This window comes from Paraburkholderia sp. BL21I4N1 (assembly GCF_002973525.1).
Lineage (GTDB): Bacteria > Pseudomonadota > Gammaproteobacteria > Burkholderiales > Burkholderiaceae > Paraburkholderia.
On sequence record NZ_PVEN01000009.1, the window covers coordinates 141,548 to 166,587 of the forward strand.

Below are 25,040 nucleotides of genomic sequence, written 5' to 3' on the forward strand. Positions count from 1 at the left end.
GAACCTGGACCCGGATCGCACGACATGAGCACGTCCCTCAACACCCTGATCGCCAAACTGAATCCGACCTGCCGGCAAGCGGCTTTGCTGGCGGCGAACAACTGTCTCGCGCGCGGTCACTACGAGGTCGACCTCGAACATCTGCTGCTGGCGCTACTGGATGAAGCGGCGAGCGACGTCGCGCTTGTGCTGCGGGCGAGCAGGATCGACCCGCATGCGTTGCGCGCGGATCTCGAACGCGAATTGCAGCGGCTGAAAACCGGCAATACGCGCACGCCGGTGTTCTCGAAGCATCTGATCGATTTGCTCGAACAGGCGTGGCTGATAGCGTCGCTCGATTCGCGGATTGGCCGGATCCGCTCGGGGCATCTGTTGCTGGCGCTGCTGAGCGCGCCGGATCTCGCGCAGTTTGCCGAGCGCATGTCGCCGTTGCTGCGCGATGTGCGCGTGACCGATCTGAAGCACAAGTTCGACGAACTCACGGCGGGCTCGCGTGAAGCGGAACGTAGCAGCGCGGCCGACAGCGCAGGTGACGACGCGAGCGATAGCGCGGCGAACGAAACCGCGCCCGGCGCGCCGTCGAAAACACCCGCGCTCGATACCTACACCAGCAATCTCACGCAACGCGCGCGGGACGGCAAGATCGATCCGGTGATCGGCCGCGAAGCCGAGATCCGTCAGACCATCGACATCCTGATGCGCCGCCGCCAGAACAACCCGATCATGACGGGCGAGGCGGGCGTCGGCAAAACGGCCGTGGTGGAAGGTCTCGCGCTGCGCATCGCCGCCGACGACGTGCCCGCGCCGCTTAAAGGCGTCGCGCTGCACGTGCTCGACATGGGTCTGCTGCAAGCGGGCGCGAGCGTGAAGGGCGAGTTCGAAAACCGCCTGAAGAACGTGATCGACGAGGTCAAGAAGAGTCCGCATCCGATCATTCTGTTTATCGACGAGGCGCATACGATCATCGGCGCCGGTGGCCAGGCCGGTCAGAACGACGCGGCCAATTTGCTGAAGCCGGCTCTCGCGCGCGGCGAATTGCGCACCATCGCGGCGACCACGTGGAGCGAGTACAAGAAGTACTTCGAGAAAGATGCGGCGCTGGCGCGACGCTTCCAGGTCGTGAAGATCGAGGAACCGAACGAGACGCTGGCCGCGGCGATGCTGCGCGGCATGGCCGCGCTGATGGAAAAGCACTTCAACGTGCGCGTGCTCGACGACGCGATCACCGAAGCGGTGCGCCTGTCGCATCGCTACATTAGCGGCCGGCAACTGCCGGACAAGGCGATCAGCGTGCTCGACACGGCCTGCGCGAAGGTGGCGCTGGCGCACAGCTCGACGCCAGCCGCGATCGATGACACGAAGAAAAGCCTCGAACGGATCGACACCGAGATCGCTGCGCTGGAACGCGAAGTGGCGAGCGGTTCGGTGCATGACGAGCGGCTGGCCGAACTGCGCGAACTGCGAGAGGAAGACGTCAAGGCGCTGGCCGAAGACGAAGCCCGCTACGACAAGGAACGCGCGCTGGTCGAGGAGATCGTCGGCCTACGTGCCGAGCTCGACGCGGCCCGTGTGAGCAGCGCGAATGCCGGGCAGGCCGAACACGCGGACAAGACCGACAAAGCACGCGAAACACTCGCCGCACGCGTCGCCGAACTGCACGCGCTGCAAGGCAGCCAGCCGATGGTGCCGCTCCAGGTGGACGGCCACGTGGTCGCCGAAATCGTCGCGTCGTGGACCGGCATTCCGCTCGGCCGCATGATCAAGGACGAAATCCAGACCGTGCTGAACTTGCAGCCGCTGCTGGCCGCGCGCGTGATCGGCCAGGACCACGCGCTCGACGCGATCGCGCAGCGCGTGCGCACCGCCAGCGCGAGTCTCGAAGACCCGAACAAGCCGCGCGGCGTGTTCATGTTCGTGGGCCCGTCGGGCGTCGGCAAGACCGAAACGGCGCTGGCGCTGGCCGACGTGCTGTACGGCGGCGAGCGCAAGATGGTCACGATCAACATGAGCGAGTATCAGGAGGCGCACAGCGTCTCCGGTCTGAAGGGCTCGCCGCCGGGCTACGTGGGTTATGGCGAGGGTGGCGTGCTGACCGAAGCGGTGCGGCGCAATCCGTATTCGGTGGTGCTGCTCGACGAAGTCGAAAAAGCCCACCCCGACGTGCTCGAAATGTTCTTCCAGGTGTTCGACAAGGGCACGATGGACGACGCCGAAGGCCGCGAGATCGACTTCCGCAATACGCTCATCATTCTGACCTCGAACGTCGGCTCGCAGGCGGTCATGCAGGCCTGTCTGAACAAGAGCGCCGAGGAGCTGCCGGACGCGGACGAACTCGCGGAGACGTTGCGCCCGCAACTTTACAAGACGTTCAAGCCGGCCTTTCTCGGCCGCATGAAAGTGGTGCCGTACTACCCGATTTCCGACGACGTGCTGGCCGACATCATCGAGCTGAAACTGGAGCGGATTCGCCGCCGCATCGAAGCGAATCACAAGGCCGTATTCGAATGGGACGAGTCGCTGGTCGACGCCGTGCTCGCGCGTTGCACCGAGGTGGATTCCGGCGCGCGCAATGTCGACCATATTCTGAACGGCACGCTGTTGCCCGAGGTCGCGCAGCAGGTGCTGGAGCGCATCGCGAACGGCGCCACGATCGAACGCATTGCGGTGCGTGCGAGCGAAGCCGGCGAATTCGACTACACGGTCGTGTAACGAGCCGCGGTCACACCGCGGCGCGCCCACCCGTTAGCCACTCTGTTTAAATGCCGTACCGGACACTTATTGCATTCTGTCATGCCGACTAATCTGGACACCCTGCTGGCACCGCTCAGCGAGACCTCGCCGTGCGGCGACGATCTGCTGTTTTCCGCCGATTTCGACGCGATCCAGCACGCACGCCGTTTCGAAGATCCTTCGCTCGATCAGGGCGAGTGGGTCACGGACATCAAGGAGGCCGACTGGCCGTTCGTGGTGGAGCGCACCCGCGCGCTGCTGCAGACGCAGACCAAGGACCTGCGCCTTGCCGTCTGGCTCACGGAGGCGCTCGCGCTCGAAGAGGGCATGGGCGGTCTCACGCAGGGCTATGCGTTGCTGACCGGACTGTGCGAGCGCTATTGGGACGCCGTGCATCCGCTGCCGGAGGGCGACGACACCGAGTATCGGCTCGGCAATGTCGCGTGGCTGGTGGGGCGCACCGGCGACCTGCTGCGCGCCATGCCGCTGACCTCGTCGCAGGGTAATGCGTACAGCACGATCGATTGGGACGTGGCCACGCACGTTGCGCAAGCCGTCAAGCGCGATCCGGATCACGCGGACGAAATCGCGCGCGGCAAGCCGTCCATCGAGCAGATCGAAGCGTCGAAGCGCGCCACGCCGCCGGCGTTTTACACGGCGCTGCTGGCCGATCTGAAAGCGTTCGAGGCGGCCATGCTCGCGCTCGAACAGGAACTCGACCGCCGCGCCGCCGACGCCGCGCCGAGTTTCCGTCAGGCAAAAGACGCGTATGAGAACGTCTTCCGTCTGGCCGAACGGTTTGCGCGCGAACTGGGCGTGAACGCGGACACCCCGCAGCCCAAAGCCCCCGCGCCGACCGAGCACGAGCGCGCCGAGCCTACCTTCAAGACTTCACCGCAACGCGAGGAACCCGTGTTGACGACCACCCCGACCAGCCCGATTGCAGGAATCCAGAGCCGTGCGCAAGCCGTCGCGCAGTTGCGCGCGGTGGCGCGGTTCTTTCGCGGCACGGAGCCGCACAATCCGGCGGCTTACTTCGCCGAAAAAGCCGCCGAGGCCGCGGATATGCCGTTGCATCAATGGCTTTCAACCGTGGTGAAAGACGACGGCTCGCTCGCGCATATTCGCGAGTTGCTGGGCGTGAAGCCCGACGATCAGAAAAGCTAGGCGATCACGCGCCTCTGATCTCGCGTATGCCCTTACGCAACCGACGGCGCAGCAGCGTGCGCAACGTGACGCCGTCGGCATAGCCCACCATGTCGGCAATTCTGTCGACGCTGTTGCTGCTGGTCTTCAGCAGATGCACGGCACGCTCGATGCGCAGGTCCTGCACGTGCGAGACCGGCGTCTTGCCCAGCACGTCGCGAACGCGCCGCGCCAGCGTGCGCTTGCTGGTTGCCAGCTCGTTGGCGGCGGCATCCAGATTGAAACCCTTGTCGAGATGCGCGCGCGCCCAGCGGTCGAAACGCTCGACCAGCGGATCGGCGTGAGAAAGATGATCCGAAATGATGTACGCCGACTGCGAGGGCCGCGAGTCGACCACCAGGTAATTCGCCACCAGCGTGGCCAGTTCGGGGCTGGTCTGGCGAATCAGCCATAGCGTCATGTCGATGTGGCTGAACGCCGCGCCCGCCGTCACGAACTGTCCGGAGTTGACGAGCATATGGCTCGTGTCGAGACGCACGGACGGATAGCGTTGACGAAACAGCGGCGCCAGCCACCACGTGGTGGTGGCGTTGTGCTGCGCCAGCAAGCCGCTTTCGGCCAGCACGAACGTACCGACGCACGCCGCGGCGATGCGCACGCCCGCGTCCGCCCAGCCACGCAGTGCCACGGCGGCTTCGGCCACGTCCGCGCGCGCCAGCGCCGCCTGCAGCGACTCGGGCATCTTGTAGCCGAGCGCCGGCACGATCACCAGATCCGGCGCCGGGCAGTCCGCCAGCGGCAGCACGGGAACGCTCAGACCTTGCGCGCTTCTGACCTTGCGGCGCACGCCGGCGACCGAAACCTGAAACGGTTCGCCCGGCCATGCTTGCAATGCGGAGAGTTCATTCGCCGTGGTCAAGGCATCCAGAACGATGGCGAGTCCCGTGTCGAATACGCCTTCCAGCGCCAGCACCGTGATATTCATGGCACGATCGATACCGAAGATGTCAATCGTGCCAGCATCGCAGATGCCTTCCGCGCTGTAAAGTGGGATCGGTCGCAAGCGTTGCGATCCCATTCACTCGGAGAGACTCATCATGATCAAGTACGCACTGTTCGCGCGCTTTGAAGCGAAGCCCGGCAAGGAAGCAGACGTAGCGGCTTTTCTGGAAAAAGGGCTGGCGCTGGCGAATCAGGAAACCACCACGCCGATCTGGTTTGCGTTGAAATTGTCGGACCGCGTGTTCGGCGTGTTCGACGCGTTCCAGGACGAAGCGGGCCGCGACGCGCATCTGAGCGGGCCGATCGCCAAGGCGTTGATGGGCAGCGCCGACGAGTTGTTCGTGGCGCCGCCGGAGATCGCGAAGATCGAGGTGCTTGGGCTGAAAAATCAGGCGGTGTAATCAGGCAGCGTACACCGGCTAAAGCGGCCGGGTCGTCGTCATTCAACCTTCAGGAAGACAACATGGGTATCCGCATCGTGCAACTCGGTTCGCCTCGCGCGGCGGGCGAGGGATTGCGCATCGGGACGGTGAGGCGGCCGCCGCGTGGCGTGCCCAAGGCCGAGTTCGGCAGCCGGGATTACTACGATGTCTGGCTGCCGAATCTGTCGCCGAGCGCTGAACTGGTGGCGAAGGCCAAGTCGGCGGTCAGCGCGGCCGACTGGCGGAAGTTCGAGCGGGAATTCCGGACGGAAATGAATGACGGCGAAGCCAGCAAGGTGTTGGACTTGCTGGCGGCCTTGTCACAAAGCGCGGATTTTTCCGTCGGCTGCTACTGCGAAGACGAAAACCGCTGCCACCGGAAGATACTTCGTCAGTTGCTCGGCGAACGAGGCGCGCTGATCAAGTAAGCGCCGCCGCACTGCGCTGTCACGACCCCGCGCGGAACTCGATACGCCGGTTCCTCGCGCGGCCATCCGTCGAATCGTTTGACGCGATCGGCTGATCCGGACCGACGCCGGTGGTCGTCATCTGCTGCGGGGAGATGCCCTTGGCGACCAGATAGCCCTTCACCGCATCCGCGCGCGCCTGGCTGAGCGCGATATTCGACGTGCGATTGCCCGAGTTGTCCGTGTGGCCGATGATCGCCACGGTTCGGGTCGTCATCTTCTGCATGGCCGCCGCCATCTGATCGAGAATCAGCCGGCCTTGCGGCGTGAGCGTCGCGCTGCCGGTTTCGAATTCGATCGTGCGATTGGCCAGCGTCTGATCGAGCAGACCCTGTTCGGACGCGCTCACGCGCAGTCCGTTCCTGATCGTGTAGGTGGGGTTCAGCGCATTCGCCATGTCGCTCGCGAGCTGCTGGCGCTGCGACTCGTTATGCACTTCGCCCTTCACGTCGATCTGCGTGCCGTCGATCTTCAACTGGCCTTTACTGATCTGCTTCAACTGCGGGCCGATTAGCTTTTGCACGTTGGCTGACCAGTTGGGCGGCGTCGCGACGTCGGCCACTTCGATCTGATCGACCACGTTGGCCGCGCCATACGTGTCGCGCAATTTCGCGAGCACGGCGGCCTTGGTCGCTTCGTCGGGCACCTTGCCGCCGACCACCACCTGGCCCGGCGTGGCATTGGCGGGCGGCGGCGCGGCGGTGATCGCACCGGTGCCGGCGCCGGTCGTGCCGCTGGCGAGGCCCGCGGTGGTCACCGCGGGACCGGCGGGGCCCGATTGCGCGGACGCCGTGCCCGGCAGTACCGTGGTGTGAATCGCCATGCCGCTGTTGTCGACCGGCGTGACGCGCGCCGGGCCGTCGTTGTCGGCCTGCGCGGCGGCGCTGAGCAGCAGGCCCGCGAGCAGCGCGGCCATGCGAATGCGTGGGGTGCGTGAGGTGTCTGAAGTGCGAGGATTCAGCATCGTGTCACGCTCCCGTGAAGGCTTCGCGGAACGTGTCGATGCTGACACGCAGCGACAGTTGCGGTTGATCGAGGTAACTGACGAGCTTGCTGATGCCATGATCGTTTTGTGCGTGTTCGTCGATCCACTCGGGATCGTCGATATCGATGTTATGTGCCGCATACGACTGCGGATCGACCACGCTGTGCAGCGTTTTGGCCGACGCGCCGTTAAAGCCGATGATAAGCCGCTCGCGCTCGGCAATCGTGCCGATGAAAATGGCCAGTTCGAAATCCGCCTGGGCGACGAACGGCGCGATCAGTTCGAGCCAGAACGCGGCCACCAGACTGCGGTAGAACGGGTCGTTCGGCAGCGGCAATGTGAGCCCGCGTTCGAGATGCGACGAGCCGCTTTGCATCACCGGACGCAGCAGCGAGCCGAGCGCCAGCATCGCGCCGCGCAGACGCACCGGGTGGCCGCTCGCCAGCAGCATCTGTTCGAGACCGGAGAGCGTCTGATGCTCGACGAAGTCGTTGAAGGTGCCGTCGTGCGGATTGCCGGGACCGCCGCCGATCTCGATCGGCACCATCGTTTCGCCGAGCGCCTGCAGCGCGCCGGCCGGCTCGCTCGGGCCGAGCAGCGGCTTCATCTGCGAAGCGATGCGCGACCAGAGGCGCGCGAACGCGAGCGGGCTGTGCGCAAGGAAGGTGAGCGGCTTTTCGACTTCGAGCGCCGTGGCGGCGAGAAACGGAAAGCGCCGCGACGACTGGTCGTGGCTCGCCATCATGTGGCCGGCGATTGCCAGCTTGCTGCGCGAACCGAGGAACGCGAAGTGCATCGGCTTGGCGTTTTCGTAGACGATCTTCCAGCGCGGATCGTCGGTGAGCAGTTCCATGGCTTCCGCGATCCAGCGGTCTAGCGTGGCCAGCAACTGCGGGTTATGCGCGCTCTTCACGAAATCGCCGCGCGACGGAATCTTGCCGAAATAGGCGATTTGCGCCTGTACGGTCTGCGTCATTGCGCACTCCCTGTGTTCGAACCAGCGGCGGCGGCGGTCGCCGGCGCGTTGACGGGCGGGGCGCCCGGTCCACCCGCGGCCGTCGCATTGACCGAATTGGCCGCCGCGCTCACGTCCGCCACCGACGACGGCAGACGCAAGCCGCGCAGGCTTTGTTGTTGCGGCGCGTCGCTGCTGGCGCTCGAAGCCTGCGACGTGCTGATGATGCGCATGCTGACCGCCACCGTGACATTGCCTTGCGTCCACGTCAGGTCGAAAGTGCCGTCCGGACGACGCTTGCGTTGCGCCGAGTTGATCAGCTTCTCCAGACCGTAGCGGCCCGGTTCGTTCACCAGTTGCAGCGTGCGGCCGTCGAACGTGGTGGCGTTCAGCGTCGCGCCCGGCGAACCCGACGGATTCGGCCACACGAAGTTGGTCCACTGCGGCGGCGTATTGCGGTAACGCATCTGCTGACCGTCGATCGCGAGCGTGTATTCCGTGGTGCCGCTGCTAGGCTGCGGCAGGATCTGGAACACAGTCTGCGGTTCGGCCGAACCTTGAGCGCCTGCACCGCCACCTGCCGCACCGCCGGCAAGCGGCGCCACCCAGCGCGCGAAGCCGCTGGTGAAGTCGGGCGTCAGCGCCAGACCCATGTCACCCCACGTGCGTGCCGTCAGCGTGTCGCCACGGCGCACCGCGAGCGGCCCGAGCGTCGTGCCGACGAACTTGGCGATCGCGCCGTCCGGCCCGAACACCTGGGCGATTTCGCTGGCCCCGGCCTCGACCTTGGCGTCGCCCGCGAACGGGTACTTGGTCGCGAGCGACCCCTGGAAGGTCTGATAGACCTGCGCGTTCCACACCTTGTTGACTTCGACGCTGGCCGGCTGGATCACTACGGCGTAGGCGGCCATCAGCGGACGCACCAGCAGCGGACGCAGCGCCTTGCGTTGCGAGTCGGTGAGGCCGGTGAGCATCTGCTCGTCGACGTACTTCAGCGAATCGGCCAGTTCGGAGCCGCTGCCGTCGAGCGTCTGCTGCATCAGCTGACGCGCGCCCGGTCCCGGATCGCCCTGGTTCTTGATCACGTTGAAGCGCGTGCGGACCTTGGACAGCGTGTCCATGTAGCCCTTGAGCATCGAGCCGTTGTCGCCGGTCTGGACAATGCGGCCCAGCGCCGAGAACTCCTGGCCGATCGGGCCCATCGGTATTTCCACCGGATTGCCGTTGATGTCGATGTTGGCGTTCAACTGACCGGTCGGCGCCCGCGAGAACAGGTTCTTGAACCAGCTGGTGGCGCCCGATTGCGCGCGCTTCAGGTTGGCATTGAAGAGCGACGGGTTATCCCACGAGGTCTGGTCGTACGCGGTTTCGAGCACCTTGCGGATCGGCGAGTCCTGCGGATCGCCCAAGCGGTTCATAGCGTCCACCGCCTGGCCGAAGCTGCCGAAGTTCTGCACGGCAATGCCTTGCATGAACTTCTGCCAGTGCATGGCGTACTCGGTCTTGTACATCGCGACGAGCGCCTTCTGGATCTGCTCGGGACTGCCTTCCAGCGTCAGATCGTCGTGCGCCGAGGTGTTGAGCACCCAGTCTTTCGCCTGCAGTTCCTTGGTGGCGGCGTCGCGGATCGCGGGCTGCACGTACTGGAACCACGCTTCACGCGTGAAGGTGCCGGGGATCGCGTAGCTGCCCGCGACCAGCGCCGTGTTGTTGTCGCCGACAATGCGCGCGATCGTCATGGGCGCGAAACGGGTCGACGCACGCGCCTTGATTTCCTCGTAGACGCGCTGGCGGGCCGGCATGCCGCGCACCACGCGGCGCAGGTTTTCACGGGTCTGGTCGACCAGACCGAGGTTCTCGTCGATCATCGGCCAGTCGTCGTCGGAGACGCGCGACAGGTAGAACGTGATCATGCGTTCGGCGCTGCGGATCATCTCGTCGCGCGGCATGTTGCCGCGATTCGTTTCGAGCCAGCCGCGCCAGAAGCGGGCCACCTGATCGGTCAGGTGAGCCGTTTCCACGTGACGCTTGTCACTCAGCATCAGGTAGGTCTTGAGCGCGTTGTACGCGTCTTCCACGTTGGTCGGCGAGGCGTCGCTATACAGGCCGCCCTGGCTGTTCGCGGCCATCGCCGCATGCGCGGACACCGGCACCGCGGTGGCGTCCGGCGTGCGGTTCAGCGGCGCGAGCTGATCGGGATGCGCATTGACGTCTTTCAGGAACGACGCGAGATTCTGCGAGACCGGATCGAGCAGGATCTGGCGTACGCCGTTGTAGTACTCGGTCAGCAGACGCTGTTCGAGACGGTCGCCCTGATACAGTCCGAGCGACACCGCCAGCGGCCGGTCGCGGCGGAACTGTTCGAGCTGGTCGATGCGGTCTTCGAGCACGTCCATGGCCTGCATGCGCGACTGCAGATCGTTACGGTTCTGCTGCAGACGCACGACATTGTCGAGGTCGGCCTGCACGTTCGCGGTGAGTTGCTCGTTGTTCACGGTGGACCACGTCCAGCCGCCGAGCGCCAGCGCCAGCACGGCCACGAAGCCGAAGAAGGTCGCATAGCGCATGCGCGTCTTGGCGGGGCTCGCGAATTGCCGGACCGTTTGACGGTCGGCGAAAATCACTTTCGAGAACAGGTCGCGCAGGAAGAAGCCGTTCTTCGAGAACGCGCTATGCGGTTTGGGCAGGCTGTCGGCGCTCAGGCCGAAACGGGTGGCGATGCGGGTGGCCGCGGCGCTGTTGGTTTCGCCTTCCTGCAGGGCGCTGGTGAAGTAGAAGCCGCGGAAAATCGGCTTGTACTGGAACGGGTTGGTTTCGAACAGCGTGGCGAGGAAGGCGCGCAACGCGGGCTTGATGGTCGAGAATTCGAGCGGGAAGCTCAACTGGCCCGGCGACAGCTTGTTGCCGCGATTGATCGACATCTGCGCGACGCTGATTTCTTTCAGACCGTCATACAGTTCTTCGAAGTGCTCGTCGAACAGGCCGACCACGTCGCGCTTTTCGTCGGGCTGGTAGGGCAGGGTGGCGCCCCACACGCGGTCGTATTCGTGACGCTCGCTACCGCTGAAAAATTCGGTGAAGCCGGTAATCAGGTCGGCCTTGGTGAACATCACGTACACCGGCGCGAACACTTCGAGCTTCTCGGTCAATTCCTGCACGCGCTGGCGCAGGTTCTTCGCGAGGTTGATCGCGAATTCCGGCTTGCTGCTGGTCAGCTCGGCAATGCTCGCCGTGACGATGATGCCGTTGATCGGCGCCTTCGGCCGGAACCGCTTGAGCAGGCCCAGAAAGCCGAGCCATTCGGTGCGGTCTTCGTCATGCACGGAATAGCGGCCGGCGGTGTCGAGCAGAATGCCTTCGGTCGTGAAGAACCAGTCGCAGTTACGCGTGCCGCCAATGCCGTGAATCACCGCGTTGTTCTTGTCGGCGAACGGGAATTGCAAACCCGAGTTCAGCACCGCGCTGCTCTTGCCGGCCGCCGGGTTGCCGATCACGATGTACCACGGCAGTTCGTACAGCGCCGAGCCGCCCGACACCTGGCCGATCTTCGAGGTCTTGATGGTCTTCACCGCGTCGACGAGGCGCGTGCGCAGCACGTCGAGTTCCGCCTGGCGCGCGGGCGTGGGCGCCGGGCCGGTTTCGGTCTGCTTCTCCGCCTGCTGCTCGAGCATTTCGCCGAGCTTGCGGTTGGCGCGCCGCGCGAGCAGGCGGCGGATCACCCAGACCAGCACGATCAGCGCGAGCACCGCGCCGAACGCGATAGCCGGCCACATCAGGTCGACCTGCAGGGTTTCCGCGCCGACGAATAAAACAGCGGCGAGCGCGAGCAGGCCGATGATCGAGAGCGTGCGTGTATGGGTCAACACGTTGAGAATGCGTCGCATAAGCCGGTCAGGTCTTGTTGATGTGTGTTGTGGCGCGGGGTGTGGCGATCAGCCAGGCGCGCGTGCGGCGTTTGAAATAAAACGAAAGCATATTCAGGTGAAAGCAATTGTGGCGGGATTGTTAAATTCACCTGCGCGGGCATCGAAAAAAGCGCGTGATGCAATGCCGCTATGCAAGTGGCATTGCCGCTTTTTGCCGGAAAATTTGATTGAACGCCCCATTGTCGACCTCTTTATTACCCGCTTTACCTTAATGACCCCGCCCAAGAACGAAGCCGGGTTTGTGATATTCGACGTGCCCGAGATCCATCATTTTCCAGCGGCCACCCCACGTCAGGCCGACCTGTTCGGCGGTCTGCCCGTATAACTGATAGCCGCGCATAGCCCAGGGATCTTTTTCTGAAATGACGAGCTTGCCGTCGCGCAAAAAAGCGTTGTCCGCGGCAAGACCGTATTGGTGATAGCTCTGAAACGCTGCGGCATTGGTGACGTTGCCCCCCATTTGCGCCAGCCGGTTTTGCCGCTCCGGACTGCGATAACCTTCCAGCAAAGCCATTTCATACCCGTATTGCTCGTGCATGATTTTATACACGAGCAATAAGCGCGTTCTGAAGTCGGCATCGAGCAAATTCCAGTCACGGCTCGCGTCTTTGAGCGCGGGCCGAATCTGTTCGACTTCCTGCGTGGCGAATACCTCCGGCGGCAGCGGCGGCGGGGGCACGAGCTGTTCGCCGTTCAATAACGCGGCAATTTTCTCGTCCGGTACCCGTGCAGTGTCATCGAATTGGAATAATTGCCGGCCGCGTAAAGCCAATGCCACCAATGGCGGCGTCGCAAGAATACCTGTCGTGGTAAAAATCAGCAAGCGCCGCTTTACCAGTAACTTTTGCATATCAACTGCGGTGGATTGCGAAATTTTTGCCGAGCGCGCTAATTGGCCACGAGCACGCGTTGCACCACGCGATGCCCCGCGCATAACACGTCCATGAATGGCGAGTGCAATGCCTAATAAAGAGGCGCGTACCGGCGGCAATAGCAGCATTGCGGCGATCAGGACGGCGATGGCGAAATAGGAGAGAAGTACTACGGCAATCAAAGGCGACCCCGGAAATTGGAAACAATTGTATTTTGTAATGCTTGCTCTTAGAATCAGGCCTGCTCGGAGACGAGCCGGAACGGTATTATCACGGCGAAATAAACCAGGATTCAATGAGACAGTGAATGAGTGCGCCGGAAAGTTCGAATTCCAAAGCCCCGCCTAGCCTGTTATCCGATAAGGCTAAAGGCGCTGATGCCAATGGTTCGCGAATTCTCGCGAACCTGGAAGGCCGCGTTGCGCCGCCTACCGAAAAATCGCGCCGGTCCAGGGCGCCACTTTTGCTCGTTGCGCTGCTGGTGATCGCGGCCGGCGGTTGGGGTGCGTGGCATATGCAGCAGCGTCAGCATGACGAGACGCTGGCAGCGGCTACGTCCCCCGCGCCGGGCGATGCGGAGAAGCCCGCCGCGACCGCGGCTGTGCCTGCGTCCGCATCGGCGCAGGTCGTCGCTAAAGCGCCGGCGGCGCCGGTGCCGGCTTCGTCGCAGGCGGCCACCATCATCGCCGACGACAGCGACAGCAAAACCGCGGCGTCAGCACCCGCACCCGCCAGCGGTGCCGACCGCCTGTCGCGTGCGCTCGCCGACGGCGCGGAGCCGAGCAGCGCGCCCACGCCGGTGGCGTCGGCAACATCCGCTTCGGCGGTGCCGGTGCCCGCGGCTAAACATGGCAAGAGCGCAACCGCGCTCGCCGGCAACAGCAAGCATGAAGCGACGCACGGCAAGAAAGAAAGCGTGACCGCCAGCACGGGCAACCGCCATGCGAGCACGCCGAGCGCCGTCGCACAGTCCAAGAAGCAGCGCGCGAGCGGTACGGCGTCGAAAGACGATTCGGATGCCGATCTGTTGGCGGCGCTGGTCGCGCGTACCAAGCCGGCCGACGCCAAGCCGTCGGGCGGCACGGCAACGACCAAGGTGAGCGCCACGGCGCCCGCCAATGCGAAGCTCGCGGAGCGCGTGAAAGAATGTGGGCAGCGTGGCTTCTTCGAAGACCAGTTGTGCCGCTGGCGCGTCTGTGACGGTCATTGGGGCAAAGACCCGGCGTGCCCGGGGGCGTCGCCGCAAGCCCGTCAGCCGTAATTCGGGTCGCGCGCGTCGCGCTTGTGTCGTGACGCGCCGTTAAGCCCCAGTCGAGTTTCATCCGCCGCAACGGCGTGTATTTTCGTTGCGGCGGCATCGACCGCCATGCGCATGAAACCGCGCGCATGCGCTTCCAAAAAAAATCCAGCTACGCGCGTCACCGCGCGGGGACTTGTTCGTGCTCGCCGGCGCGGTATTGTTGTTGCCGGCTTTCGCGACTCGCCATGCTGCGATTTAAAAATCAAGAGACATCAATGAAAAGACTTCTTGTAGCAATGACGTGCGTGGCAAGCGTGACGGCCGTTCTGGCCATCTCTGCGTGCGGCGGCAACAGCCTGAATGCATCCAGCGCTGCACCGAAAGTGATTATCGACAGCGACTACAACACTCTGAGCGACGACGGCCAGCTCGGCGTCATGGCGGCGCAGTTGCAGGCGCAGGGTTCGCTGAACGTGCTGGGCATCACGGTCGTGTCCGGCAATCAATGGCTGAAGCAGGGCGTGGCCGATGCATTGAAATCGGTCGAGCGTCTCGGTGTCGAGAAACAGATCGGCGTCTATGCCGGTGCCAATTACGCGCTGTCGCACGACTTCGCGACGATTCAGGCCGAGCAGAAGCAATTTCCCGGCGGCGACGGTTATCTCGGTGCGTGGAATAATCCCGAACCGAAATCGGACAGCGACCTCGTCGCGCCGCCGGACGGCTTTGCGACGCACACCAAAGTGCAGAGCAAAAGCGCGGTGGATTTCATCGTCGATTCGGTGAAACAGAATCCGGGTGAAGTGACGATTCTGGCGATCGGTCCGCTGACCAATATTGCGCTGGCTACACGGCAGCATCCTGAGATCGTGCCGCTGATCAAGCAGATCATTTACATGGGCGGGGCGATCGACGTGCCGGGCAATACCACGCCCACGGCGGAGTTCAACTGGTGGTTCGACCCTGAAGCGGCGAAGGCCGTGTTGCATTTGCCGATCAAACAGGTGGTGATACCGCTCGACGTAACGGACACCGTGAAAATGGACAAGGCGCTGTACGACCGTGTCGCGCACGATCCGACGAAGCAGACCATCATCACGCAGTTGTTCAAGACGCTGAACGGCTATGGTTTCGACGGCAAGAACGGCTTCGAGACGGACCCGAACTACACGACGAACATCTGGGACACGCTGACGCTTGCGTATCTGATGAATCCTTCGTTTGCCACGCAAACCGTGGATGAATGGGTGGATGTGGATATGAGCTTCGGCGCCAATGACGGGAAGGCTACGGGTTATACGAGTTCGCCGCCGGCGGGTTTGCAGAAGATGACGGTGGTCAAGCGCTTCGACAATCCCGGCTTTTTCAATTTCTACGTGGATCTGTTGACGCGGCCGGTGCCGCTGACGCTGCCGAACTGATCGATTGCACGTGTTGTTGCGTGTTGTTGCGCACTGCTGCGCGCCTGCATCGAAACCGCCTCAGGCGGGATGCAGGCCGCGCAGCAGTTGTCGTACGCGGGTGAGGTCCTGATCGACGTGTTCGGCCTGCTCGAACAGCTCCGCGAGCCAGTCGACGAAGGCGCGCACGCGCGGCGACACGCGGCGGTTTTTCACATACGCGACGGCGACCGGCATCGGCACGGGTTGCCATTGCGGCAGAACTTCGCGCAACAGGCCTGAGTCGAGGTAGGGTTGCGCCGCGATCCGTGCGGGCTGGATCACGCCTAGGCCTTGCAGACCGCAGGTGAGATAGGCCTGTTCGTCGCTGACTTTGACGAAGCCTTTTATCTTGACCTGTTGTGCTTCGCCGTCCACTTCGAAATCGAAATCCACTTCGCGGCCGTTATGCGGCGACATGCAGTTGACCGCGACGTGTCCACGCAGATCGTCGAGATCGGTGGGCGTGCCGAAGCGGGCGAGGTAGGCGGGGCTCGCGCAGGTGACGTGTTCGAGCGTGCCCAGGTTGCGCGCGACGAGGTTCGAGTCGGGCAATTCGCCGAGCTGGATGCTGCAGTCGATCGCTTCCGAGATCAGGTCGACGGAGCGGTTGCTGATGCTGATGGCCAGGTCGAGATTTGGGTAACGGGTGTGGAAGTTCTCCAGTGCGGGGAGGACGATGGCGCTGGCTACCGCGGCGGGCATTTCAATGCGCAGGCGTCCCGTGAGGTTATCCGTTGCGTTGCGGATGCTGGCTTCCATGTCGTCGATGTCGGCCAGGATTTGCATGCAGCGCTCGTAGTAGGCTGCGCCTTCCGGGGTCACGCTCAGGCGCCGCGTTGTGCGGGCTAGCAGGGCTGTGCCTAGCAGGGCTTCGAGGTTCTGGACTGTGGTCGTAGCGGTCGCTCGTGGGATGTTTAAGGACTCCGCTGCGCGGGTGAAGCTGTTCGTGTCCACGATGCGGATGAATGTGCGCATTGCAGTTATTCTGTCGATCATGGTTTTTGGCTCCAGTTGGGGAAGAGGGTTTTTTTGCCCTGGTCGGTGGGGTGGGGGTTTGTATCGTGGGGTTGGCCTTTCCTTGCTTTCTTAGTGGTCTATTAGCGTTGCCCCTGTGCGGGGCGGCACCTACTTCTCTTTGCCGCGGCAAAGAGAAGTAGGCAAGAGAAAGCCGCTCACACCGCTAACTTTTAAGCGGGTCTCTCGCACAGTCCCGGCAGTGGCGCATCTGGAGTCCGTGTTCTCGCACACTCCGCTCTCGTGACAAGGCCGTCATACATCCCGCTTCGCGCGGTGCGCTCGGCGGAACGGTCTGCTTTGAACCAGGGGCTACTTTGGGCGGCGGGAGCCGTCGGCTTTGCCTCGGCGCGGTGAACCGACGCGTGTCCCGATGTTTTTTGAACTACCGTTCGGCGCGCGAAGCGCTGCCGGAAGAATGACTGCTGTGTCACGGGCGTCGAATGCGCGAGGACACGGATTCCAGATGCACCACTACCGTGGCTGCGCGGGAGACCCGCTTAAGAGTTAGCGGTGTGAGCGGCTTTCTCTTGCCTACTTCTCTTTGCCGCGGCAAAGAGAAGTAGGTGCCGCCCCGCACAGGGGCAACGCTAATAGACCACTAAGAAAGCAAGGAAAGGCCAACCCCACCAGCACCCAGGCCACCAAGCGCAGCGAAATACAGCAAAAAAACCAAAACACCCGCGCCGCAGGCAAAAAAATCCCCCGCGGCCACGAGCGCAAAAAATCCAGCCCAATTACTTCCGCAAGGAATCCAGATCAATCACAAACCGATACTTAACATCGCTCTTCAGCATCCGCTCATAAGCCTCATTAATCCCCTGCATGGGAATCACTTCAATATCCGAAGTAATGCTATGCTCGCCGCAGAAATCCAGCATCTCCTGCGTCTCGGCAATCCCCCCGATCAATGACCCAGCCAACCGGCGACGCTTGAAAATCAGATTGAACACCTGCGGCGACGGATGATCGTGCTCGGGCGCACCCACCAGCGTCATCGTCCCGTCCCGCTTCAACAGATTCAGAAACGGATTCAGATCGTGCTGCGCAGCCACCGTATTCAGAATGAAATCGAAGCTGTTGGTATGCGCTTCCATCTCCTGCGCATTCTTCGAAATCACCACCTCGTGCGCACCCAACCGCTTCGCATCTTCAATCTTCGACGGCGACGTGGTGAACAACACCACATGCGCACCCATCGCACGTGCCAGCTTCACGCCCATATGACCCAGGCCGCCCAGGCCGACAATTCCGACCTTCTTGCCAGGACCGGCGCCCCACGTGCGCAACGGCGAATACGTCGTAATGCCCGCGCACAGCAACGGTGCCACGCCCGCTGGGTCGAGATTCTCCGGCACCCGCAGCGTGAATTCCTCATCGACTACCAGTTGCGTCGAGTAACCGCCGTAAGTGATCTGGCCATCCACACGGTCGACACCGTTGTACGTGCCCACCCAGCCGTTCTCGCAATACTGCTCGAGATCTTCCTCGCAGCTCGCACACGTGCGGCACGAATCGACCAGACAACCCACGCCGACGAGATCGCCGACCTTGTACTTGGTGACGTCCGGACCCACCGCGCTGACGCGGCCGACAATCTCATGACCCGGCACCACCGGAAAAACCGTGTTCTTCCATTCATTGCGAGCCTGATGCAGGTCGGAATGGCACACGCCGCAAAACAGGACTTCCATCTGCACGTCGTGGGCACGCAGTTCGCGGCGCTGGATTTCGAACGGAGCGAGCGGCGCGGTAGCGTCGGTCGCTGCATAGGCGTAAGTCGTGCTCATGGGTAGCTCCAGCAAAGAGGGTGATGTCACAAGGCGATGCCCTCAGGCAACGCAAAGTCGCCGCGGACAGCCTTGTCTTGCGCCGGGATCACAGCGCCAGCGGTGGTCGATCGATTCGCCGAAGCAGTGAATTGACAACCGAGCCCAGCGTGGTGCGGAAAAACTCGATCCGGCAGGGTTCCCATCTTAGGAGCCGACCCTGAAGCGGGGAATACCTGAATGTCTTGAAGATTTGCCTAAAACTCCTGGTGGGGAGCGCAGTAGGCCGTTTAGTGCTAAATTTCAAGCATTATTCTCTTGAGCGTCACTATATCGTCATGTCAAGTTTCGCTGTCGATCCCACCACCGATTCCGCCGCAAGCGCGCTCGCCGACCCGCGGATGGTCGAGTTATTCGACCTGCTGGCGCCGAACCCGGGCTTTACGCGCTCCAGTCTGGAAGGCGTCAATCTGATGCGCGCCAATAGTCCGATGCCGCGCATGCCGGTCATGTATGAGCCGAGCATCGTGATTGTTTGTCAGGGTCGCAAACGCGGCTATCTCGGCGATCAGGTGTTTCAGTACGATGCGCGGCAGTATCTGGTGCTGTCGGTGCCACTGCCGTTCGAATGCGAAACCGAGGCGAGTCCGGAGACACCGTTCCTCGCGATCTCGGTGCGCGTCGATCTGACCATGGTGGCCGAGTTGCTGATGGCGCTGAACGAAACGCAAGGCGCGGCGCAGAACGAGCCACTCGGCGTCTATTCGACCTCGCTCGATCCGGCCTTGTCGAATGCGGTGCAGCGCTTGATGGAAGCGCTGGCGTCGCCGCTCGACGCGCGCATTCTCGCGCCCGGCGTGGTCCGCGAAATCTGCTATCGGGTGCTGACCGGCGAGCAGGGCGACGCGATCCGCGCGGCGCTCACGCATCAGAACCATTTCGGGCGCATTGCCAAGGCACTGCGGCGTATTCATGCCGACTACCACGCGGAGCTCGACGTGGACACGCTGGCCGCCGAGGCCGGTATGAGCCTCGCGGTGTTCCATGCGCAATTCAAAGCGGTGACCGCGACTTCGCCGATGCAATACGTGAAGACCACGCGTTTGCATCACGCGCGTTTGCTGATGGTGCAGGACGGGTTGAACGCGGGCGCGGCCGCGGCGCGTGTCGGTTATGAAAGCGCGTCGCAATTCAGCCGTGAATTCAAGCGGCTGTTCGGCCTGAGTCCGGTCGATGAAGTCAAACGCATGCGCACTGTCTACGATCCGCCCACACCGCGCGTGGTGAAGCCGGTGGCGCGTTACGTGACCGCCGTTTAGGCGCGTTCGTCACGGACGGTTGCGGGGGCCATGGCAACGGGCTGCCGCGAGCCCTTATAAACCGCTGAACCAGTTGTACCCCTGGTCTTCCCAATAGCCGCCAGGGTTCGTGTTGGTGACGAAGATCGCCGCGATGTGCTTCGGGTTCTTGAAGCCGAGTTTGGTCGGCACCCGCAGTTTCAGCGGGTAACCATATTTCGCGGGCAGCGGAGCATCGCGGAAATCGAGCGTGAGTTGCGTTTGCGGATGCAGAGCCGTTGCCATATCGAGGCTCGAATAGTAACGGTCCGCACATTTGAAGCCGACATAGCGTGCGCTCAGATCGGCGCCGATGCGTTCCAGAAACGTGCGAAACGGCACGCCGCGCCATTGGCCGATCGCGCTCCATCCTTCAATGCAAATATGGCGTGTGATCTGCGAAGCCTGCGGCAACGCGCGCAACTGATCGAGATTCCAGCTGCGCTTGTCCGTCACGAGGCCCGACACTTCGAGCTGATAGGTCGAGCCGTCCACATCCGGCGCATCGAACTCGGGATAGAACGCGTTGAACGGAAACGGGTCGGTGATCTCGCGCGCCGAGTAGGTCGGCGCGAGCCGGTTGCGGTCGAACAGCCAGCCCTGCACGCGATCGTTCCAGCGCGACATGGCCCATAGCACCTTGTCGACCGAATCGCCGTCCTGCATATTGCAGCCGGACAGCATCGCGAGTGCGCCGATCGACAGTGACGAACGCAGAAACAGACGTCGCTGCAGACGTTCGATTTGCGGCTGATGATCGCTGAGGACGATAGGCGATCGGCGCGCCTCGTCAGGACGGGATGCGCTCATGGCTGGGTTCCTTCGTGAGCGGAGGGTCTGGCGCGGCCAGTGAGCATGGGCAGCAAGGTGCGCGGTACCAGCAGCACGAGCACCAGATGCACGACGACAAAGCCGAACACGCCCGCCATGGCGACGAAATGCACACGCCGTGCAAAATCGAACCCGCCGAATAGCGCGGTCAGCCACGAGAATTGCACGGGCTTCCAGATCGACAGTCCCGACGCCACCAAAAGCACGCCGAGCGACAGCACCCATAGATAGAGCGCACGCTGCACCGCGTTGTAGCGACCGGTGTCGTGCGGTAATTTGAAGCGCAGCGCCAGGACCGCGTCGTGCACTACGTCGCGCGGATGAACCGGCAACAGCTTGCGGCGGAAATGCCCGCGTCCGATCCCATACGCCAGATACAGCAACCCGTTCGCGCATAGCAGCCACATGGCCGCGAAATGCCACGCGATCGAACCGCCGAGCCAGCCGCCGACCGTCGCCCACGCTGGAAACCTGAACGGGAAAAACGGCGAAGCGTTGTAGATGGCCCAGCCGCTCATCACCATGCAGACCATCGCAAACGCGTTGATCCAATGGGTGATGCGGACGACGAGCGGGTGAACGGGCTGACGCTGGCGTGTGTCGGGCATGGCGCGGCAATGACGGCGATGACGGGGCGAACGGGAAACGGCAGGCCGTATCGCATCAGGACACGGCCTTTCGAGCAGATGAAGCAATGCGGTCGCGCCGTATTACATCGGCGGCGTAATGCCGTTTTCACCCGCGGAGATAAAGTTGGCCGCCATCGAACCGTCGGCTTCCTTGTGGGCGAACAGCACGACCTTTGCGCCCGGCACCAGCAGCGAACGGTCGCCCGGCACTAGGTTGACAATCGGCACGTCCGGCGGGATCACGATTTTCTTTTCACCGTCCTTGTACTTCACGGTGATGGTGCGGCCATTGCTGACCACGAGCGAGCCGACGGTGCCGTTTGTCATCGAGCTGTTGCCGCCGAGATCCCACGGGCGGTGGCCTTCGCCGCTACCGCGCATGCTGGCCGGGAACACATGGACTTCGAGCGCCTTCAGCGTGCCGTCGGCCTGCGGAATCGCGGCGGTGCCGACGTAGCTGTCGGGCTTGATGTCGTTCACATTGGCGAGGGTGACGCCGCGAATCGGCGTGTCCTTGGCGAGCTTCACGTCGACGTCTTTGCCGTCGCGCGTGTGGACCTTGAGCAGGTCGCCCGCCAGCGACGTGACGGTGCCGCGCACGCCCGTAGGCGCGGCGGTCTGGGCTTGCGCGGCGGGTCCGGCGGCGAGCAGCGCGGCGGCGACGAACGCCGGGGCGACCAGCACGCGCAGTGCCTTCGCGGAAACAATCTTCATGGAACGACTCCAGGTGGGTGAACAAGGGGAGCAACGATGGGGGCAGATTAGGCGCGCGATCGGCTCAGTCGGGTGACCGGCGGATGACAAAAACGTCATGAACGGCGCGGCCCGCGCCACGTAGAATGGTTGGTACCTATCTCTGTCCGGCGTTTCCAGCGCGCGTCAGCCCCATGAGCATTCTCGTCATCGAAGACGATCCGAAAACCGGCGACTACCTGAAGAAGGGTTTGCGCGAGAGCGGCTATGCGGTCGATCTCGCCCGCACCGGCACGGACGGTCTGCACATGGCTTTGGAACAGACGTATGAACTGGTGGTGCTGGACGTGATGCTGCCCGGCATCGACGGTTGGGAAATCATGCGCGCGCTGCGGGCGCGGCGCGATCTGCCGGTGATTTTCCTGACCGCGCGCGACCACGTCAGCGATCGCATTCGCGGTCTCGAACTCGGTGCGGACGACTACCTCGTCAAACCTTTTTCGTTCACCGAACTCGTGCTGCGCATTCGCACGCTGCTGCGCCGCGGCGTGATCCGCGAGCGCGACGTGTTCGAAATCGCCGACCTCAAGCTCGACGTGCTACGCCGCAAGGTGACGCGCGAAGGCGTGGAGATTGCGCTGACCAATAAGGAATTCATGCTGTTGCATCTGCTGGTGCGGCGTCAGGGCGAAGCGCTGTCGCGCACGCAGATCGCCTCCGAGGTGTGGGATATGAATTTCGACAGCGATACGAACGTGGTCGACGTGGCCATCAAACGGCTGCGCGCCAAAGTCGATCACCCGTTCGAGAAGAAACTGATCCACACGGTGCGCAGCATCGGCTACACGTTCGGCGACGGCTCATGAGCTGGTGGGCGGAGCGTTCGCTGACCGCGCGCACCACGGTGCTGTTCGCGTCGATTGCCTGCCTCGTGATCGGCACGCTCGGCGCGTATTTCTATCATTCCGCCGAGGTGTCGCTGGAGCGCCGCGCCGACGTCGTGCTGACCGGCCGGGTCGAGCACTTCAGCCGGATCGTCCAGGATATGTATTCCGTCAGCGAGCTGAAGGAGCGCCCGCTGCTGTTCGAAACCATGCTGGGCGGAGAAGCGGACGTGCTGCTGTTTCGCCGGCCCAACGAGACGCCGTTTATCGACGTCAATCCGGCCGGCATCGCGGTGCCGCCGTTGCAGGCCGCGCCGGCGGGCCGCCTGCCGACCTTCGCCGAGATTCGCCGCACCGTGCTGGCCGACGGCGTGCCGGTGCATTGGGCGATCGCCACCGCCAAGGCGCGCGAGGACGGTGCCGAAGTCGAAGTGATCGCCGCGCATCCGATGACCCAGGAAGTGCGCATGCTCGCGGCGTATCGCAACCGTATCTTGCTGGCCACGCTGTGCGGCATGCTCGCCGCCACGCTGCTCGCCTACTGGGTGTTGCGCCGCGCGTTGCGGCCGGTGCGCGAGATCGCCACGCGCGCCGCGCAGATCAGTCCGGCGAGCCTTGCGGTGCGACTCGACAGCGAAGCCGCGCCGGTCGAGTTGCGCCAACTCACGCACGCGTTCAACGCGATGCTCGACCGTCTCGCGGACGGGTATCAGCGCCTCTCGCAATTTTCCGCCGATCTGGCGCATGAAATCCGCACGCCGGTCGGTGCGCTGATCGGCCAGACTCAGGTCACGCTCGCGAAGCCCCGCGAGCCGGATGAATATCAGCAGGTGCTCGAATCGAATCTGGAAGAACTGAACCGTCTCAGCCACATTGCCGAGAACATTCTGTTCCTGGCGCACGCGGATCACGCGGCCCTGTCGATCGATCGGGAAACGCTCGATCTGCGTGAGGAACTCGTCAGAATCGCCGACTATTTCGAAGGTCTCGCCGACGAACGCGGCATGCGCTTCACAATCGAAGCAACGGGATCGGTCTGCGCCGATCCGATGCTATGCCGGCGCGCGATCAACAATCTGGTTGTGAATGCGGTGCGATATGGGGCGCCCGATACAGTGGTGCGATTGAGCGGCACGACCGACGAAACGGGCGCGACCGTGACGGTGGAAAACGACGGTGCGCCGATTCCGGACGATCAACTGCACCGGCTGTTCGACCGTTTCTACCGGGCGGATGCGGCGCGCAGCGAGTTCACCGAATCGAGCGGACTGGGGCTCGCCATCGTCAAGGCGATCATGCATTTGCATGGCGGCGCCGCGCTGGCGGCCTGTCCCGCGCCTGGCGTGGTGCGGTTCGAACTGCGCTTTCCGCGTGACTGATTGCGATTGAGCGAACGCGCGCGTCATTCGGCACATGGCGGGTAACGTCGATACCGGGATGATTGCGCAACTGGCTATCGTTTCCCGGTCCCGATACGATGGGGTGGCCAATTTCCCTCATTCACCCACTCGCCCCACTATCCGGAGAGAACACCATGAAGCGGTTTCATATCGCCCTTGCGGTCGCCGACCTCGACGTTTCGATTGCCGATTACAGCGTGCGTCTCGGGCAGGCGCCCACCGCCGTGGTGGCCGGTCAGTATGCGATGTGGCGTACCGATCTGCTCAACTTCTCGATCAACATGACGCCGGAAAAAGCGGGCCAATTGCGCCACATCGGCTTTGAGGACGACACGGCCGAGGGCTTCACGAAGAGCGTCGATGTGAACGGACTCGAATGGGAGCACTTTTCGGCGCAGGAACAGGATCGGCGTATCGAGAGTACTTACGGCCGCGCGGATCGCGCCTGAGGCGGGGATTAGCGCGCCGGGACGAACGATCGCTTCTACGACGAAAAGAGCTGGTCGAGATAGCGGGCAACGCCGTGCTGATGATTCGGCGGCGCTTGCGGATGCTTCGGCAGATGAAGCTTCAGTTCCGGCATCGCATTGGCCATGACCACGCCATGACCGACCGAACTCAAGAGCTCCAGGTCGTTCATCGCGTCACCGAAAGCAATGGTCTGGGACAGGGAGACCTGTTGTCTCGCGAGGAACCATCTGACCGCTGTCATCTTGTTCTGATTGGGTGAAACGATGTCGATAGTCTGCGCTGAAGACCGGCTCACCGCGGCCACCTTGCCGAAGCGGTTCTGCAGGGCGGCGTAAGCGCTCTCGGTCGCAATGACGCCGCCCTGCAGAAGAATCTTGAACGCCTTGATGTTCCGTAACCCCGCTTCGCTGTGGTAACGGCATGTCAGACCGGAGTCGGCGATATAGTCGGCAAAGTAGGGGTTGGGTGTCACTGCGTGCCAGCCGGCGCGCGAGAATAACGTGACATGCAGCGGCACGCTTTGGCTGAAGTGCAGAATCCTTGCGCTCGATGCCGGCGCCAACGTGCGTTCCAGTTCGGGCGGCAACAGCGGCTCCGTTTTGATCAGCGCGCCGTTGCAGGACACGACCGTTGGTGTGAAAGCGAGTTTTTTCAGGCTGCGTCTGGCATCGGCGTCCAGCCGTCCGGTGGCGAAAATAATCTTCATCTCACGCCGATAGAGATGGTCGAGCACCTGGGCGGAATAGTTGGACATCCTGCCTTGATCGTCCAATAGCGTACCGTCGAGATCGATCACCACCGCGCGCCACGGCGGGCGCGTTGTTC

General features: G+C 63.1%; 21 protein-coding genes. 10 read left to right on the top strand and 11 right to left on the bottom strand.

Annotation, left to right across the window (positions count from 1 at the left end; genetic code table 11):
- Positions 1-24: 24 nt before the first annotated feature.
- A complete protein-coding gene (tssH, locus tag B0G83_RS22860) occupies positions 25-2,709 on the top strand; it encodes a type VI secretion system ATPase TssH (RefSeq protein WP_105509675.1) in 2,685 nt (894 codons plus the stop codon).
- 81 nt (positions 2,710-2,790) lie between these two features.
- The gene (gene tssA / locus B0G83_RS22865) at positions 2,791-3,897 is read left to right on the top strand and encodes a type VI secretion system protein TssA (RefSeq protein ID WP_105509676.1); all 1,107 of its coding nucleotides are present in this window, start codon (positions 2,791-2,793) and stop codon (positions 3,895-3,897) included.
- Between the two features lie 4 nt (positions 3,898-3,901).
- Here the strand turns inward: tssA and B0G83_RS22870 are convergent, their stop codons facing one another.
- The gene (locus B0G83_RS22870) at positions 3,902-4,861 is read right to left on the bottom strand and encodes a GlxA family transcriptional regulator (protein ID WP_105509788.1); all 960 of its coding nucleotides are present in this window, start codon (positions 4,859-4,861) and stop codon (positions 3,902-3,904) included.
- A 112-nt stretch (positions 4,862-4,973) separates the two neighbouring features.
- On the opposite strand from B0G83_RS22870, the gene B0G83_RS22875 reads away from it, so the two are divergent.
- Complete coding sequence (locus B0G83_RS22875) at positions 4,974-5,279, top strand: putative quinol monooxygenase (RefSeq protein ID WP_105509677.1); 306 nt, start codon at positions 4,974-4,976, stop codon at positions 5,277-5,279.
- A 62-nt stretch (positions 5,280-5,341) separates the two neighbouring features.
- Positions 5,342-5,728 (top strand): DUF488 domain-containing protein, encoded by a 387-nt coding sequence (locus B0G83_RS22880; protein ID WP_105509678.1) that lies wholly within the window; start codon positions 5,342-5,344, stop codon positions 5,726-5,728.
- A 19-nt stretch (positions 5,729-5,747) separates the two neighbouring features.
- Here B0G83_RS22880 and B0G83_RS22885 read toward each other — a convergent pair whose 3' ends face one another.
- The 4 genes from B0G83_RS22885 to B0G83_RS22900 form a co-directional block, all read right to left on the bottom strand.
- Entirely contained in the window at positions 5,748-6,731 is a 984-nt protein-coding gene (locus B0G83_RS22885; RefSeq protein ID WP_105509679.1) for an OmpA family protein, read from the bottom strand.
- Positions 6,732-6,735: 4 nt separating this feature from the next.
- Positions 6,736-7,728 (bottom strand): type VI secretion system-associated protein TagF, encoded by a 993-nt coding sequence (gene tagF / locus B0G83_RS22890; protein WP_105509680.1) that lies wholly within the window; start codon positions 7,726-7,728, stop codon positions 6,736-6,738.
- On the bottom strand, positions 7,725-11,591 hold the full coding sequence (tssM, locus tag B0G83_RS22895) for a type VI secretion system membrane subunit TssM (protein ID WP_105509681.1): 3,867 nt from the start codon (positions 11,589-11,591) through the stop codon (positions 7,725-7,727). The genes tagF and tssM overlap by 4 nt, the downstream gene beginning before the upstream one ends.
- Before the next feature lie 250 nt (positions 11,592-11,841).
- Positions 11,842-12,687, bottom strand: a complete 846-nt coding sequence (locus B0G83_RS22900) for a M15 family metallopeptidase (protein WP_181157032.1) — start codon at positions 12,685-12,687, stop codon at positions 11,842-11,844.
- Between the two features lie 125 nt (positions 12,688-12,812).
- On the opposite strand from B0G83_RS22900, the gene B0G83_RS22905 reads away from it, so the two are divergent.
- Both B0G83_RS22905 and B0G83_RS22910 read left to right on the top strand, forming a co-directional pair.
- The gene (locus tag B0G83_RS22905; protein ID WP_105509683.1) at positions 12,813-13,766 is read left to right on the top strand and encodes a hypothetical protein; all 954 of its coding nucleotides are present in this window, start codon (positions 12,813-12,815) and stop codon (positions 13,764-13,766) included.
- Positions 13,767-14,020: 254 nt separating this feature from the next.
- On the top strand, positions 14,021-15,166 hold the full coding sequence (locus B0G83_RS22910) for a nucleoside hydrolase (RefSeq protein ID WP_105509684.1): 1,146 nt from the start codon (positions 14,021-14,023) through the stop codon (positions 15,164-15,166).
- Positions 15,167-15,226: 60 nt separating this feature from the next.
- Here B0G83_RS22910 and B0G83_RS22915 read toward each other — a convergent pair whose 3' ends face one another.
- Both B0G83_RS22915 and B0G83_RS22920 read right to left on the bottom strand, forming a co-directional pair.
- Positions 15,227-16,183, bottom strand: coding sequence for a LysR family transcriptional regulator (locus B0G83_RS22915; RefSeq protein WP_105509685.1), 957 nt, complete (start codon positions 16,181-16,183; stop codon positions 15,227-15,229).
- Positions 16,184-16,938: 755 nt separating this feature from the next.
- Positions 16,939-17,991 (bottom strand): NAD(P)-dependent alcohol dehydrogenase, encoded by a 1,053-nt coding sequence (locus tag B0G83_RS22920; protein ID WP_105509686.1) that lies wholly within the window; start codon positions 17,989-17,991, stop codon positions 16,939-16,941.
- A gap of 317 nt (positions 17,992-18,308) precedes the next feature.
- Here B0G83_RS22920 and B0G83_RS22925 point away from each other — a divergent pair, with 317 nt between their 5' ends.
- Positions 18,309-19,289 (top strand): AraC family transcriptional regulator, encoded by a 981-nt coding sequence (locus tag B0G83_RS22925; RefSeq protein WP_105509687.1) that lies wholly within the window; start codon positions 18,309-18,311, stop codon positions 19,287-19,289.
- A gap of 54 nt (positions 19,290-19,343) precedes the next feature.
- On the opposite strand, the gene B0G83_RS22930 is transcribed toward B0G83_RS22925, so the two are convergent.
- The 3 genes from B0G83_RS22930 to B0G83_RS22940 form a co-directional block, all read right to left on the bottom strand.
- Complete coding sequence (locus B0G83_RS22930; RefSeq protein WP_105509688.1) at positions 19,344-20,117, bottom strand: molybdopterin-dependent oxidoreductase; 774 nt, start codon at positions 20,115-20,117, stop codon at positions 19,344-19,346.
- The gene (locus B0G83_RS22935) at positions 20,114-20,746 is read right to left on the bottom strand and encodes a cytochrome b/b6 domain-containing protein (RefSeq protein WP_105509689.1); all 633 of its coding nucleotides are present in this window, start codon (positions 20,744-20,746) and stop codon (positions 20,114-20,116) included. The genes B0G83_RS22930 and B0G83_RS22935 overlap by 4 nt, the downstream gene beginning before the upstream one ends.
- A gap of 102 nt (positions 20,747-20,848) precedes the next feature.
- Positions 20,849-21,481: a hypothetical protein gene (locus B0G83_RS22940; RefSeq protein WP_105509690.1), complete on the bottom strand. Its 633-nt coding sequence runs from the start codon at positions 21,479-21,481 to the stop codon at positions 20,849-20,851.
- A 173-nt stretch (positions 21,482-21,654) separates the two neighbouring features.
- On the opposite strand from B0G83_RS22940, the gene B0G83_RS22945 reads away from it, so the two are divergent.
- From B0G83_RS22945 to B0G83_RS22955, 3 genes are all read left to right on the top strand, one after another.
- Positions 21,655-22,326 (top strand): heavy metal response regulator transcription factor, encoded by a 672-nt coding sequence (locus B0G83_RS22945; protein ID WP_105509691.1) that lies wholly within the window; start codon positions 21,655-21,657, stop codon positions 22,324-22,326.
- Positions 22,323-23,723, top strand: coding sequence for a heavy metal sensor histidine kinase (locus B0G83_RS22950; RefSeq protein ID WP_105509692.1), 1,401 nt, complete (start codon positions 22,323-22,325; stop codon positions 23,721-23,723). Before B0G83_RS22945 ends, B0G83_RS22950 begins: the two co-directional genes overlap by 4 nt.
- A gap of 155 nt (positions 23,724-23,878) precedes the next feature.
- The gene (locus B0G83_RS22955) at positions 23,879-24,193 is read left to right on the top strand and encodes a hypothetical protein (protein WP_105509693.1); all 315 of its coding nucleotides are present in this window, start codon (positions 23,879-23,881) and stop codon (positions 24,191-24,193) included.
- Positions 24,194-24,228: 35 nt separating this feature from the next.
- Here B0G83_RS22955 and B0G83_RS22960 read toward each other — a convergent pair whose 3' ends face one another.
- Positions 24,229-25,011 (bottom strand): HAD family hydrolase, encoded by a 783-nt coding sequence (locus B0G83_RS22960; RefSeq protein ID WP_181157035.1) that lies wholly within the window; start codon positions 25,009-25,011, stop codon positions 24,229-24,231.
- Positions 25,012-25,040 lie beyond the last annotated feature (29 nt).